At 68.3% G+C, this 13,244-nt stretch carries 15 protein-coding genes; 6 read left to right on the top strand and 9 right to left on the bottom strand.

Features of this window, described 5'->3' with window-relative positions; genetic code table 11:
• Positions 1-41 precede the first annotated feature (41 nt).
• Positions 42-596 (bottom strand): copper chaperone PCu(A)C domain-containing protein, encoded by a 555-nt coding sequence (locus EV580_RS12665; RefSeq protein ID WP_133691524.1) that lies wholly within the window; start codon positions 594-596, stop codon positions 42-44.
• A 294-nt stretch (positions 597-890) separates the two neighbouring features.
• Here EV580_RS12665 and carD point away from each other — a divergent pair, with 294 nt between their 5' ends.
• The 5 genes from carD to rlmB are packed head-to-tail and all read left to right on the top strand — an operon-like array spanning position 891 to position 4,924.
• Positions 891-1,379, top strand: coding sequence for an RNA polymerase-binding transcription factor CarD (gene carD / locus EV580_RS12660; RefSeq protein WP_003882506.1), 489 nt, complete (start codon positions 891-893; stop codon positions 1,377-1,379).
• 17 nt (positions 1,380-1,396) lie between these two features.
• The gene (ispD, locus tag EV580_RS12655; protein ID WP_133691523.1) at positions 1,397-2,059 is read left to right on the top strand and encodes a 2-C-methyl-D-erythritol 4-phosphate cytidylyltransferase; all 663 of its coding nucleotides are present in this window, start codon (positions 1,397-1,399) and stop codon (positions 2,057-2,059) included.
• Positions 2,059-2,556 (top strand): 2-C-methyl-D-erythritol 2,4-cyclodiphosphate synthase, encoded by a 498-nt coding sequence (ispF, locus tag EV580_RS12650; protein ID WP_166654682.1) that lies wholly within the window; start codon positions 2,059-2,061, stop codon positions 2,554-2,556. Before ispD ends, ispF begins: the two co-directional genes overlap by 1 nt.
• A 19-nt stretch (positions 2,557-2,575) precedes the next feature.
• Positions 2,576-3,979, top strand: a complete 1,404-nt coding sequence (gene cysS / locus EV580_RS12645; protein WP_133691521.1) for a cysteine--tRNA ligase — start codon at positions 2,576-2,578, stop codon at positions 3,977-3,979.
• Complete coding sequence (rlmB, locus tag EV580_RS12640; protein WP_133691520.1) at positions 3,980-4,924, top strand: 23S rRNA (guanosine(2251)-2'-O)-methyltransferase RlmB; 945 nt, start codon at positions 3,980-3,982, stop codon at positions 4,922-4,924.
• On the opposite strand, the gene EV580_RS12635 is transcribed toward rlmB, so the two are convergent.
• Genes EV580_RS12635 through EV580_RS12610 form a run of 6 tightly spaced genes read right to left on the bottom strand, consistent with a single transcriptional unit; the run spans position 4,921 to position 10,454 of the window.
• Entirely contained in the window at positions 4,921-6,156 is a 1,236-nt protein-coding gene (locus tag EV580_RS12635; protein WP_166654728.1) for an SLC13 family permease, read from the bottom strand. The two genes, rlmB and EV580_RS12635, sit on opposite strands and share 4 nt — an antisense overlap.
• A 10-nt stretch (positions 6,157-6,166) precedes the next feature.
• Positions 6,167-7,087, bottom strand: coding sequence for an MBL fold metallo-hydrolase (locus EV580_RS12630; RefSeq protein WP_133691518.1), 921 nt, complete (start codon positions 7,085-7,087; stop codon positions 6,167-6,169).
• The gene (locus EV580_RS12625) at positions 7,087-7,845 is read right to left on the bottom strand and encodes a LamB/YcsF family protein (RefSeq protein ID WP_133691517.1); all 759 of its coding nucleotides are present in this window, start codon (positions 7,843-7,845) and stop codon (positions 7,087-7,089) included. The genes EV580_RS12630 and EV580_RS12625 overlap by 1 nt, the downstream gene beginning before the upstream one ends.
• A 10-nt stretch (positions 7,846-7,855) precedes the next feature.
• Positions 7,856-8,722 carry a metal ABC transporter permease gene (locus tag EV580_RS12620; protein WP_133691516.1) on the bottom strand — a complete coding sequence of 289 codons (867 nt, stop codon included), beginning with the start codon at positions 8,720-8,722 and terminating at the stop codon, positions 7,856-7,858.
• Complete coding sequence (locus tag EV580_RS12615; RefSeq protein WP_133691515.1) at positions 8,715-9,527, bottom strand: metal ABC transporter ATP-binding protein; 813 nt, start codon at positions 9,525-9,527, stop codon at positions 8,715-8,717. Before EV580_RS12615 ends, EV580_RS12620 begins: the two co-directional genes overlap by 8 nt.
• A gap of 9 nt (positions 9,528-9,536) precedes the next feature.
• Complete coding sequence (locus EV580_RS12610) at positions 9,537-10,454, bottom strand: metal ABC transporter solute-binding protein, Zn/Mn family (protein WP_133691514.1); 918 nt, start codon at positions 10,452-10,454, stop codon at positions 9,537-9,539.
• A 109-nt stretch (positions 10,455-10,563) separates the two neighbouring features.
• Between EV580_RS12610 and EV580_RS12605 the strand changes: the two genes are divergently transcribed.
• Positions 10,564-11,664, top strand: a complete 1,101-nt coding sequence (locus EV580_RS12605) for an Rv3575c family transcriptional regulator (protein WP_133691513.1) — start codon at positions 10,564-10,566, stop codon at positions 11,662-11,664.
• Here EV580_RS12605 and otsB read toward each other — a convergent pair.
• Both otsB and kstR read right to left on the bottom strand, forming a co-directional pair.
• Positions 11,661-12,419: a trehalose-phosphatase gene (gene otsB / locus EV580_RS12600; RefSeq protein ID WP_133691512.1), complete on the bottom strand. Its 759-nt coding sequence runs from the start codon at positions 12,417-12,419 to the stop codon at positions 11,661-11,663. The genes EV580_RS12605 and otsB overlap by 4 nt on opposite strands.
• 6 nt (positions 12,420-12,425) lie before the next feature.
• Positions 12,426-13,025 (bottom strand): cholesterol catabolism transcriptional regulator KstR, encoded by a 600-nt coding sequence (gene kstR, locus EV580_RS12595; protein WP_165934444.1) that lies wholly within the window; start codon positions 13,023-13,025, stop codon positions 12,426-12,428.
• Between the last annotated feature and the right edge of the window lie 219 nt (positions 13,026-13,244).

The following is a 13,244-nucleotide window of genomic DNA, read 5'->3' as shown; positions in this document are numbered from 1 at the left end:
GGTGTGACAGATCGGCGGATTAACCGACCGTGTCAGCTCCGCTAGTGGTGGCCGCCGACCGGATCGCCGTCCTGGCGCTCGGCGCCGCCCGCCGAGATCGGCACCGAGATGGTGGCCTGGCCGGACTTGTCGAAGTCGAACGTGAACTTGTAGGTCAGCCCGTTGGTGATCGGCTGGCTGAGCGTCACTTCGGCCTTGGTCGGCTGTGCGCTGCCCAGGGCGGCGGCCTCGGGCTGGCCGTCGGGGGTGCCGACGATCAGCGAGGTACCCGCAGGGATGGCGGTGGCGCCGGTGACGGCGACCGTTCCCACGTCGGTGCTGACGCTGACCAGCTTGTCGTTGGTGTCCGGGGACGTGTTTGCCGCCACGAAGACCAACTCGACGGTCTGGCCGGGCTTCAGGGCGTCACCAGACTGCACTGCCTGGATGTGGACGTTGCGCAGCGCCATGTTGCCGGCATTGCCGGTGGAGCCGTTGACGGCCGATTCCTGATCGGCGGTCTGCGAGATCTGTCCCGCGCCACAACCCGTCAGAATCAGGCCGCACGCAGCCAGGCCAGCGGATGCGGCCACGAGGCGATTCGTCAAGCGGTTCACAACAGTCTCCTGCTCGGCCTGTGCGGACGGCACCGTCGCGCCGCCTCGGTTCGACTATGCACAGTAGTAGGTAGTGCCGCGCGGCGGTAGCTGAGGGTTCATGGCGGTGTGACGGAAGTTCACAGAGCCGGTCCGGGCGGGGTGTGCTGGGGCCCCGAAAAGGCCCGCGTGTTGCACGCTTTCGTCACCCTGTCAACCCCCACTCTTCACCCGTGATGCCCCTGACCTGCATCGTTGTTCCACACGCTGTCGGCCCCCGTGCTAACATTGCAATGTGAAAGGGGCTCGAAACTGATGATTTTTAAGGTCGGAGACACCGTTGTCTATCCACACCACGGTGCTGCGTTGATCGAGGCCATTGAAACCCGGACCATCAAAGGCGAGCAGAAGGAATATCTCGTCTTGAAGGTTTCCCAGGGAGACCTCACCGTCCGAGTTCCCGCCGACAATGCCGAATACGTCGGTGTGCGTGATGTTGTCGGGCAGGAGGGCCTGGACAAGGTATTCCAGGTGCTGCGCGCCCCGCACACCGAAGAGCCGACCAACTGGTCGCGCCGCTACAAGGCCAATCTCGAGAAGCTGGCGTCCGGAGACGTCAACAAGGTCGCCGAGGTCGTGCGCGACCTGTGGCGCCGGGATCAGGAGCGCGGTCTGTCGGCTGGCGAGAAGCGCATGCTGGCCAAGGCTCGGCAGATCCTCGTGGGCGAGCTGGCCCTGGCCGAGAACACCGATGACGCCAAGGCCGAGACCATCCTCGACGAGGTTCTGGCCGCCGCGTCCTGACTGCCCTGAGGGGTTCAGTGACGGACACGGTCGCGGTCGTCACGGCCGCCGGTTCCGGTGAACGGCTGGGCGCGGGCATCCCGAAGGCATTCGTGGTTCTCGCTGGTAAAACCATGCTCGAACGCGCTGTCGACGGGTTACTCGCGTCCGGCGTCGTCGACCGTGTCGTGGTCGCCGCGCCATCCGATCGGGTCGAGGAGACCAAGCTGCTGCTCGACGGCCGCGCCGCCGTCGTCGAGGGCGGCCCGGAACGCCCCGAGACCGTCCGCCGTGCGTTGGACGCGATCGGCGAGCCGGAGTTCGTCCTCGTCCACGATGCCGCCCGGCCGCTGACGCCGGTCGAGCAGATCCAGCGAGTGGTCGCCGCCCTGCGGGAGGGCCAGCGAGCGGTCATCCCAGTACTCCCGGTCACCGACACCATCAAGGCCGTCGACTCCAACGGCGTCGTTCTCGGCACCCCGGAACGGTCCGGGCTGCGCGCCGTCCAGACCCCGCAGGGCTTCGAAACGGCGCTGATTCGCCGCGCCTACGAACGCGCGGGCGGCGCCACCGTCACCGACGACGCTTCGCTGGTCGAGTACCTGGGCACCCCGGTGTCCACCGTCGACGGCGACACCCTGGCCTTCAAGATCACCACGCCGCTGGATCTCCGGCTGGCGCTGGCCCTGCTGGACGCGTGATGATCCCGCGCGTCGGGCTGGGTACCGATGTTCATCCGATCGAGGCAGGCCGGCCGTGCTGGCTGCTCGGTCTGCTGTTCGACGGCGCCGACGGCTGCTCGGGCCACTCCGATGGCGACGTCGCCGTGCACGCGCTGTGCGACGCGCTGCTGTCGGCGGCCGGCCTCGGTGATCTGGGCACGGTCTTCGGCGTGGACCAGCCGCAGTGGCGCGGCGTCACCGGCGCCCAGATGCTGGCCCATCTCCGCGACCTGCTTGCCGCGGCGGACTTCACGGTGGGTAACGCGACCGTCCAGGTGATCGCCAACCGCCCGAAAGTGGGCCCGCGCCGGGAGGAGGCCCAACGGGTGCTCTCCGAGCTGCTGGGCGCGCCCGTGTCGGTGTCGGCAACCACCACGGACGGCCTCGGGCTGACCGGCCGCGGCGAGGGTATGGCCGCCATCGCCACCGCGCTGGTGGTGTCCGGATCAGCCTCGGTGCCAAATAACGCCGAATAGGCCGGTAAGCTGGCGCGTCGTGACCTCAACCGGCCTGCGGCTCCACGACACCTATACCGGTGCCGTCCGCGAATTCGTGCCGCTGCGTCCCGGCCACGCCTCGATCTATCTGTGCGGTGCGACCGTGCAGGGCTTACCGCATATCGGCCACGTCCGTAGCGGTGTCGCGTTCGACGTCCTGCGCCGCTGGCTCATGGCCAAGGGATTCGACGTCGCGTTCATCCGCAACGTCACCGACATCGACGACAAGATCCTCACCAAGGCCGCCGACGCCGGCCGGCCGTGGTGGGAGTGGGCGGCGACCCACGAGCGGGAGTTCAGCGCGGCCTATGACGCACTCGGTGTGCTGCCGCCGTCGGCCGAACCCCGCGCGACCGGTCACATCACCCAGATCGTCGACCTGATCGAGCGTCTGGTGGACACCGGCCACGCCTATACCGGCGACGGCGACGTCTACTTCGACGTCCTGAGCTTCCCGGACTACGGCAAGCTGTCCGGCCACAAGATCGACGACGTGCACCAGGGTGAGGGCGCGGGCACGGGCAAGCGCGACCAGCGTGACTTCACCCTGTGGAAGGGCGCAAAGCCGGGCGAGCCGTCCTGGCCGACGCCGTGGGGACGCGGCCGGCCGGGGTGGCACTCCGAGTGTGTGGCGATGGCCCATGAGTATCTCGGCGCCGCATTCGACATCCATTGCGGTGGTATGGATTTGGTGTTCCCGCACCACGAGAACGAGATCGCCCAGGCACGTGCCGCCGGTGACGGCTTCGCCCAGTACTGGCTGCACAACGGCTGGGTCACCATGGGCGGGGAGAAGATGAGCAAGTCGCTGGGCAACGTCCTGGCGATTCCGGCTGTGCTGCAACGGGTTCGGCCCGCCGAGCTGCGCTACTACCTGGGCAGTGCGCACTACCGGTCGATGCTGGAGTTCTCCGAGAACGCCCTGCAGGACGCGGTGAAGGCCTACACCGGTATCGAGGAATTCCTGCACCGCGTTCGCACCCGCGTCGGTGCGGTCGTGCCGGGCGCCTGGACCGAGAAGTTTGCGGCCGCACTCGACGACGACCTGGCGGTGCCCGCCGCACTGGCCGAGGTGCACGCCGCGCGCGCCGACGGCAACCGCGCGCTGGACTCCGGCGACCACGAGACCGCGTTGACCAAAGCAGGCGAGATCCGTTCCATGATGGGCATTCTCGGTTGCGACCCGCTCGACGAGCGCTGGGAGCTCCGCGATGAGACGTCGGCCGCACTGGGCGCGGTGGACGTCCTGGTGCGTGCTGAACTCAACCGCCGCGACGAGGCCCGCCAGACCCGGGACTGGGGCCTGGCCGACGAGATTCGCGACCGGCTCAAGGAAGCCGGCATCGAGGTCACCGACACCTCCGATGGACCGCAGTGGGCGCTACACGAAGGCAGTAAGTAGATGGCCGGAAACTCCAAGCGCCGTGGTGCAATCCGCAAGGAAGGCACCAAGAAGGGCCCGACCGTCGGCTCCGGCGGTCAGCGTCGGCGCGGTCTCGAGGGCCGTGGTGCCACCCCGCCCGCGAGCGCGCGCACCGGGCACCCGGCGGCCCGCCGTGCCGCTGCTGCCGCCAAGCAGACGCAACGTAGGACCACGAAACCGACCGACGAGACCGAAATGGTGCTCGGCCGCAACCCGGTGCTGGAGTGCCTGCGCGCCAACGCGCCGGCGACCGCGCTGTACGTGGCGCTGGGGGCCGAAGCCGATGAGCGGATGACGGAGTCGGTCACGCTTGCCGCCGACCGCGGGATCGCGATCCTCGAGGTGCCGCGCACCGACCTGGACCGGTTGAGCGCCAACGGTTTACATCAGGGTATCGCCCTGCAGGTCCCGCCGTACGACTACGCGCACCCCGATGATCTGCTGGCCTCGGCCACGTCCGACTACGAACCAGCACTGCTGGTGGCGTTGGACAACATCTCCGATCCGCGCAACCTGGGCGCGATCATCCGTTCGGTGGCGGCCTTCGCCGGTCACGGTGTGCTGATCCCGCAGCGGCGCTCAGCCTCGGTCACCGCGGTCGCATGGCGCACGAGTGCCGGTGCGGCCGCACGCGTTCGGGTCGCGCGGGCGACGAACCTCAACCGCACGCTCAAGGACTGGGCCGATGCCGGTTTGCAGGTGGTCGGGCTCGACGCCGAGGGTGACACGACGATCGACGAGTTCGACGCCTCCGGCCCGCTGGTGGTCGTCGTCGGCTCGGAGGGCAAGGGACTCTCGCGGTTGGTCCGGCAGAACTGCGATGCGGTGCTGTCGATCCCGATGGCGGGGCCGACCGAGTCGCTGAACGCGTCAGTCGCGGCCGGTGTGGTGCTGGCCGAGATCGCCCGCCAGCGCCGCCGCTAGACCCCGATCAGCTCGACCCCGGCCCATAGCGCCACCACCGCAACCACCAGACAGGCCGGCACCGTCAGCGCACCCAGCCAGGTGAACTCACGCGCACTCGTCGACTCACCTTCTTGGTGAAGGACTCTGCGCCACAACAGGTTCGCCAGCGATCCGGCGTAGGTCAGGTTGGGGCCGATGTTCACCCCGATCAGCACCGCCAGCACCGCGGCAGGTCCGCCGCCGGCCACCAGCGGAAGCAGCACCAGAACGGCGGGCAGATTGTTCACGACGTTGGACAGCAGTGCGGCCACCGCTGCGATCCCGAGCAGGGCCGCCAGCCCGCCACCGGTGGGCAGCACGTCTGCGGCGGCATGGTCCAGCCCGTTGACCATCACCGCCTTGACGACCACGGCCAACGCCAGCACGAACAGCAGGAACGGGATCTGCGCCGAGTGCACAACCCCGCCAATTGTGCTGCGTCGCTGCGCCAATGACCGCACCCCGAGCACCACCGCGCCGGCCAGCGCCGCCCACGCCGGCGACAATCCGGCGAACGAGGTCACCGCGAACCCGACCAGCGTCAGGCCGAGGACGACGAGAACGAACACCGGCTTCTCGGCGGGCGGTGGCGGGCTCTCGGCGGGCACGTCGGCGAGATCGCGCCGAAACACCAACCGCAGCAGAAAGTATTCGACCGCCACCGCCGCCACCCACGGAGCGGCCATCAACGCCGAGAACCGGGTGAACGACAGCCCGGCAGCGCTGAACGCCAGCAGATTTGTCAGATTGGACACCGGCAGCAGAAGCGAAGCCGAGTTGGACAGGTGCGCGGTGGCATACAGGTGCGGGCGCGCTGGCACCCGCATCGCCCGCACGGTGGCCAGCACCACCGGGGTCAACAACACCACCGTCGCATCCAGACTCAGGATCGCAGTCGTGGCCGCCGCGATCAGAAACACCTGTCCCAGTAGCCGTTTCGGCTTGCCGCTGCTACCGCGTGCCATCCACGTTCCCGCGGCGTGAAACAGACCCTCGTCGTCGCACAGCTTGGCCAGCACGAGTACCGCTGCCAGAAATCCGACGACCGGCAGCATCCGGTCCATCTCGGCGAGCGCGTCGGAGGTGGATACCGCGCCGACCGCGACGACCACCGCGGCGGCCGGGACCGCGACCCACGCCTCCGACCAGCCGCCCGGCCGGGCGATCGCGAAGACCAGCACGACCGCCAGCGCGACAAGGGCGACTATCAGCACGGGGTGATCAGGTCCACGGATCGGCGCGCTGCCACACCGTGGGCAGGTGCAGGCCGACCCCGTCGCGCTCGGCCAGTCTCGACAGCACCCGCATGGACACGTCGAGGTCGTCACCGGCATACGGCAGCGCAATCATCGGCTCGGTGAGTGGCCGGAAGAAGTCGTCCCAGTGGATGAGCAGCACCTGGCGCGCGCCGACGGCGGACACCGTCTGCTCCCAGTACTGCTCTATGTAGTCCTGCGGCTGCACGCCGAGCTGCCCGACACCGAGGTAGGCGACATCGGCGCGGCGGCCGTCGAGCGCGCCGGGCAGGAAGCCGGCACTGCCCTGGATCAGCAGCCGCCGGTCGCTGGGTGTGTGGTGGATCAGTGTGGACCAGGCCTCCCCGCAGCGGAATGCCGACGCCTTCGCGGGCGGTACGACCGGGGTGGTGATCGGGCCGGGGAAGCGGTCCGGCGGGCAGTGGTGCGATTCGATCAGCGTGACGTCGAACGGCCCGAGGGTCAGCTCCTCACCGGATCCGGCGACCACAATCTGATCGGACGGAAGACCATGTCCGCGAGCGATATTGGCGGCCGACTCACCGCCGATCAGTCGCGCTCCGGTTCGGGCGGCGACCAGAGCGGAATCCATCGCATGGTCGTAGTGGGTGTGCACGGGCAGCACCGCGGCCAGCCGGTTGATCTGGGCCCGGTTCAGGCAGTAGTCGATCCGCGAGTCCGACGGGGCCAGTCGGCGCAGCCCGACATCCAGCAGGCTCGGGCGGGAGAAGAAACCGTCGGTCAGGACCGCCGAGGTGCCGTCATCGACGAGAAGTGTCGAAACCCCGAGCCACGTGATCGACAGTGCGGCATCCACATCGGCGTCGGGCACGTCGAATCGATTGCGGTAGTTGCCGATATCGGGTCTGCCGAGTTTGAGCCGCATCAGACGAAGGCCACCAGGTCGACGCCGTCGCGCAGCAGTCGTTCGCGAACCGCGGTGGCGATGTTCACCGCGCCCGGTGAATCACCGTGTACGCAGACCGATTCCACGCGAACGTCAATCCGCGATCCGTCGACGGCCATGACCTGACCGTGCTGCACCATCTGCGCTACCCGATCGGCGATCTGCTCGGGGTCGTGCAACACCGCCCCTTCTTCGCGGCGGGAGACCAGCGTTCCGTCAGGGCGGTAGGCGCGGTCGGCGAATGCCTCCGTCACCGTGCGCAATCCGAGCCGCTGCGCCTCGGAGAGGAACACCGAACCGGGCAGGGTCAGCACCGGCAGCGATTGGTCGACGGCGTGCACCGCCTCGGCGACCGCGCGGGCCTGCTCGCGATGGGTGACGATCGTGTTGTACAGCGCGCCATGGGGTTTGACGTAGCTGACATCGGATCCGGCGGCACGGGCCAGCGCCTGCAGCGCGCCGATCTGGTAGATCACCTCGGCGGTCAGCTCGGCCTGTGCGACGTCGATGAAGCGGCGGCCGAATCCGGCCAGGTCGCGGTAGCTCACCTGGGCGCCGATCCGAACTCCGCGTTCGGCGGCGGCCCGCGTCACAACAGCCAGCCCGGCCGGATCGCCGGCATGGAACCCGCAGGCCACGTTGGCACTGGTGACGACGTCGAGCATCGCGGCGTCGTCACCGAGTTCCCAGACACCGAAGCCTTCGCCCAGGTCTGCGTTCAGGTCGACGGTCGTCACAAACGCCACTCTAGGCGGCGGCGGGGTCCACTTGCCGCCGGCTGATCGCCCAACACACCAGATAAATCACGAACGAGATCGTCGTGACGAACACCGACACCGGCACCCCCGGCGCCAGCGACAAAACGATGCCGAGCACCGCCGACAGTTCGGCGAACACCACCGACGCCGCGATCACCGCGGCCGGTGAGCTGAACACCCGCGCCGCCGCGGCCGCCGGCGTGATGAGCAGCGACATCACCAGCAGCGCACCGACGATCTGCACACCCTGCGCGGCCACCACACCGACCAGGGCCGCGAACACGATGCCCAACGCGCGTACCGGAACACCGCGCGCGGCAGCGACTTCCGGGTCCGCGGTGGCGAACAGCAGTGGCCGGTAGCTGAACGCCAGCACACCGGTCACCAACACCGTCACCGCCACCAGCAGCGCCAGCCCCGAATACCCGACGCCGACGATCTGACCCGTCAGCAGCGCGAAGCTGGTGCCCGCACGGCCCGGATACAGGTGGATGAACAAGACTGCCAGGCCCAGCCCGAACGCCAGCACCACGCCGATCGCCGAATCGCGCTCACGGGCCCGCTGGCCGAGGATGCCGAACAGGATCGCGGCCAGTGCGCTGCCGACCAGCGCGCCGAGCCCCACGTTGAATCCGGTCAGCAGCGCGAACGCCGCGCCGGTCAGCGACAGCTCACTGGAACCGTGGACGGCGAACGACATCTGGCGCATCACGATGAACGGCCCGATCAGTCCGGCCACCAACGCCAGGAGCGCCGCCGCGATCAGCGCCTGCTGCACGAACCCGCGGCCCAGCAGATCGGCGGTGATGTCGAAGGAAAACAGGTGGTCCAGCAGGTGGGAGAAGCGGTCATTCATGGGTGTGTCCATGGGTGTGGCCGGAGTGGTCCAGGTGTTCGCCGACCACGACGTAGCGATCGCCGACCTGCACCACCTGGATGTCGGCCTGATAGAGCTCCGAGAGGGTTTCCGAGGTCATCACCTCGGCGACCGTGCCGATCCGGAACCGCCCGTTGACCAGGTACAGCACCCGGTCGACGTAGGGCACCACCGGATTGATCTCGTGCGTCACGAACATCACCGCGGTGCCGGTCTGGCGGCGCCGGTCGATCAGCTGGGCCACCAGCCGGGCGCTGGCCGGGTCGAGATTGAGCAAGGGCTCGTCGCACAGCAGCAATGACGGATCGCTGGCCAGTGCCTGCGCGATGCGCACCCGCTGCAGTTCGCCGCCCGACATCACCCCGACCGGAACCTTCGCCAACTTGAGCGCGCGCACCTGTGCCAGCGCCCGCTCGACGACCTCGCGGCGGTGATGACGCTCTTTACGGGTGAACGGCGCGATACCCCAGTGGTGGCCATCCACCCCGAGGCGCACCAGGTCGCGGCCGCGCAGGCTCAGCCCCCGGTCGACCGACCGGTGCTGGGGCACATAGCCGATCCGCTCGCTGCCCGCTTCGATCGGGCGGCCCTCGATCGTGGCGGTACCCGCGCTCAGCGGCAGCTGCCCGAGCAGCACCTTGAACAAGGACGTCTTGCCGGTGCCGTTGGGCCCGAGGATGGCGATGAACTCACCAGGAGCCACCTTCAGATCGAGATGGTCCCAGAGCACGCGGTCCCCGAACGCCAGCCGGGCACCCGACAAGCAGACGATCTCGGCACCCACAAGCAGTGATTATCGGTTCTGCTGCAGGGCGGCGCTCAACCGGTCGGCGGTATCGCGTTGCCAGGCCAGGTAGTCCTTGCCCTCGGGCAGCGTCTCGGTGACGCTGACGACCGGGATTCCGGCGCTCTGAGCGGCGGCCTGGACCTGTTTGGTCACCTCGGTGATGGTCTGTTCGTTGAACACGACCGCGGCGACCTGGCGGCCCTTGATGAGGTCCAGCATGGCCGCCACGTCGACGGGGGCGGGGTCGGTGTCCTGTTCGACGGCGCTGGCGAAGCCGGCCGGTGTCTTGTCGGTCAGGCCGGCGGCCACCAGCAGGTAGTGGGCGACCGGCTCGGTGGCGACGACGGCTGCGCCCGGATGGCTGGTGCGGATGGCCTTCTCGGTCTGGGAGATCGCATCGACGTTGCGGTCGAAGGTCTCGGCGTTGGACTTGTAGTCGGCGGCGTGCGCCGGGTCGTCCGAGGCCAGCTTGTCGGCGATCTTCGCGGCGACGGCCTTGGCGGTGTCCAGGTCGTAGAAGACGTGCTCGTTGGCCGGCTGCGGCTCGCCGGGGGGAACCTGCAGCAGCGAGAAGGCGTCCACCGAGGCCACCCCGGGGTGGCTGGACAGGACGTCGTCGACCCAGTGGTCGTATCCGCCGCCGTTGTAGACGACCAGTGAGGCATCGGCGATGGCGGCGGCATTCGCCGGGCTGGCCTCGAACGAGTGCGGGTCGGCCGAGGCGCTGGTGATGATCGAGGTCACCTTGGCGTGGTCGCCGGCGACGGCCTGCGCGACGCTGCCCCAGACGTCGGTGGAGGCCACCACGGTCGGGGCTTTGCCCTGTGTGGTGCTCGGCGACTTGTCGCCACCGCATGCGGTGAGCCCCGCCGTCAGCGTCAACACCGACACACCGATGACCGCCCGGATCGCAGCAGCGCGCACGATCGCTCCTTTCAACTCAGGTAACCCTAATACAAATGAAAACCGTTTCCAATAACTCTAGGGCATTGGTACCGGTCGAACGCAAGTCCATGCATTAACCTCACGTTGCATGTCCCGAAGTCCCGCGCCGCGGCGGCGGGCGACTCTGGCTTCATTGGCCGCCGAGCTCAAGGTTTCGCGGACCACGATCTCCAACGCCTATAACCGGCCCGACCAGTTGTCGGCGGATTTGCGAGAGCGGGTGCTGGCCACCGCGAAGCGGCTGGGGTATGCCGGCCCGGATCCGGTGGCCCGTTCGTTGCGCACACGCAAGGCCGGCGCGGTAGGCCTGGTGATCACCGAGCCGCTGACCTACGCGTTCAGCGATCCGGCCGCGCTGAATTTCGTTGCCGGACTTGCCGAATCGTGTGAGGAGGTTGGTCAGGGCCTGCTGCTGGTGGCAGTCGGGCCGGACCGGAACCTCTCGGACGGCACCAGCTCGGTGCTGGGTGCCGGGGTGGACGGCTTCGTGGTGTACGCCGCGTCCGACGACGACCCGTATCTGCAGACCGTGCTGCAGCGCCACGTCCCGATCGTCGTGGTGGACCAACCCAGGGACGTGCCAGGCGCGTCACGGGTGTGCATCGACGACCGCGCGGCCACAAGGGAACTCGCCGACTACGTCATCAGTCTGGGCCATCACGAAATCGGCCTGCTGACCATGCGGCTGGGCACCGAACGGCGCGTCGACGATCAGACCGCCGGCCTGGTGACCGCAGAACGCTTGGAAAGTTCGAACTTTCACGTCCAGAACGAGCGGATCGGCGGCGTGCGGGACGCGATGGCCGCGGCGGGACTGGATCCCGAAACACTCACCATCGTCGAGAGTTACGAGCATCTGCCCGCCTCGGGTGCGGTGGCCGCCGAGCTGGCGCTGCAGACCAACCCGAGGATCACCGCGTTGATGTGTACCGCGGACGTGCTCGCCATAGCGGCGATGGATTACCTACGCGCCCATGGCATTTACGTGCCCGGGAAGATGACGGTCACCGGGTTCGACGGGATTCCGGAGGCGCTGAGCCGAGGCTTGACGACTGTCTCGCAGAACAGCCTGGAGAAGGGCAAGCGCGCCGGCCGGCTGCTGCACAGCCCACCACGCGACGGCCTGCCGGTGATCGACGTGCTGCCCACCGAATTGGTGCGCGGGCGAACGGCGGGCCCGCCGGCCTAACGTGAGCGAGCGTGCAGCAGCACGCTCAGCGCGGTCGCGACATCGTCGGGGGAGTCCACGCGGTAGCGGGCCAGGGTGTCACCAGGTCCCACCTTCACCCCGATGTCGTCGTCGGTCAGCCTGGCGAACGCCTTCTCGTCGGTGACATCGTCGCCGAAGAACACCACCGCATTCGCCTCGGCCGCCTGCCGCAGCTGGTCGAGCGCGGCGCCCTTGTCGGTGTCGATGACGGCGAACTCGCGGACCGCCTTGCCCTCGGTGATGTGAATATCCCAGTCCCGCACCGCATTCAGCGCATCGTCCAGCGCCTGCTGGGCGTGCCCGGGATCGGCGTTGCGGACGTGGAAGGCGACGCTGACTGGTTTGATCTCCACCGTCGCGCCGGGATAGCGCTGGGTCAAGGCGGTCATCGTCTGTTCGAGCTCGGCCAGTAGCGCCTTGGCCGAGTCGTCGATCGCATCCAGGAAGCCGGCGTCGAACTCCGAGCCGTGGCTGCCCACCAGGTGCACGACGTCGGGCGCCCCGGAGAGCACCCGCAGGTCGCGCAGTGCCCGTCCGGAAATCAGGGCGGCACTCGTCGACGGCAGTGTCGCGAGCGCCGCCAAAGCCTCGGCGGCGGCCGGGATGGGCCGGGCGTCGCCCGGGTTGGACACGATCGGCGCGACGGTGCCGTCGAAATCGGATGCCACCAACAACCGGGGCACGCGGGCGACGTCGATCAGCGCGCTATGCACATCGTCTGGGAGATCGGGCACGGGGTCCTAGGACTCGCCGTCGTCGCCGATCAGCAGGCGCACGGCGAGATCGAGTCGTTTGCTGACGTCGGTTGCCGAGGCCCGGCGGGTCAGCCAAGCCAGCAGGTTGGACAGCCACACATCGGAGATCACCCGGGCGATGTGGTACTGGTCCTCGGTCGGCTCGCCGTCGCTCATGGCGCGGGCGAACATGCTGTCGATGATCTTCTCGACGTGATCAACCTCACCGGCAGCCGAGGCATCGGCGAACACGTAGGCCCGCGTCATGGCCTCGGTCAGCAGCGGGTTGCGCTGCATCGCCCGGTTCAGCTTGCTGACCATGAAGCTCAGCCGATGGAACGGTGAACCGCCGGCCACCACCGACCGGTCGGTCTTGGAGTCGATGCGCTCGAACTCCCGGGCCAGAGCCGAAACCAGCAGGTGGACCTTCGACGGGAAGTAGCGGTACAGCGTGCCGACGGCCACGTCAGCCCGATCGGCCACCGCGCGCATCTGAACGGCCTCGTAGCCGCCTTTGGAGGCGATCGCCATGGTCGCGTCCAGGATGCGCTTGCGGCGCTCACGCTGGGCTTCTGACCCGAGTTCTGATTCGGCGAGAACTGACACCGGCATCACCTCGCGTGGCTGCGAACCCGCACCGCCTGCCGACGATTTCTGCGCTGGCGATGACATGGGTGCGGTCAGCTCCTTCCAAGGGCCGTTTCTGGAGGAAACGATACGCATCGCTACACTGCGTCGCGTACCTCTGCGTCCCCCTGGACGGCCGCGTGTCCTGCTGCGATGCCGGTCGACTTGACTGTTGATCGCTGGCACTATTAGAACACG

Origin of the sequence: Mycobacterium sp. BK086, from assembly GCA_004362315.1 — a bacterium.
In the GTDB taxonomy this organism is placed as follows: domain Bacteria; phylum Actinomycetota; class Actinomycetes; order Mycobacteriales; family Mycobacteriaceae; genus Mycobacterium.
The sequence above is the reverse complement of the archived record's forward strand: the minus strand, read 5'-3'. Positions and strand labels throughout refer to the sequence as shown.

Bases quoted from the DNA above. Each gene is read 5' to 3' on its own strand.
- carD (WP_003882506.1), top strand. From the start codon at position 891: ATGATTTTTAAGGTCGGAGACACCGTTGTCTATCCACACCACGGTGCT.
- ispF (WP_166654682.1), top strand. From the start codon at position 2,059: ATGATCCCGCGCGTCGGGCTGGGTACCGATGTTCATCCGATCGAGGCA.
- rlmB (WP_133691520.1), top strand. From the start codon at position 3,980: ATGGCCGGAAACTCCAAGCGCCGTGGTGCAATCCGCAAGGAAGGCACC.
- EV580_RS12630 (WP_133691518.1), bottom strand. From the start codon at position 7,087: ATGCGGCTCAAACTCGGCAGACCCGATATCGGCAACTACCGCAATCGA.
- EV580_RS12620 (WP_133691516.1), bottom strand. From the start codon at position 8,722: ATGAATGACCGCTTCTCCCACCTGCTGGACCACCTGTTTTCCTTCGAC.
- EV580_RS12605 (WP_133691513.1), top strand. From the start codon at position 10,564: ATGTCCCGAAGTCCCGCGCCGCGGCGGCGGGCGACTCTGGCTTCATTG.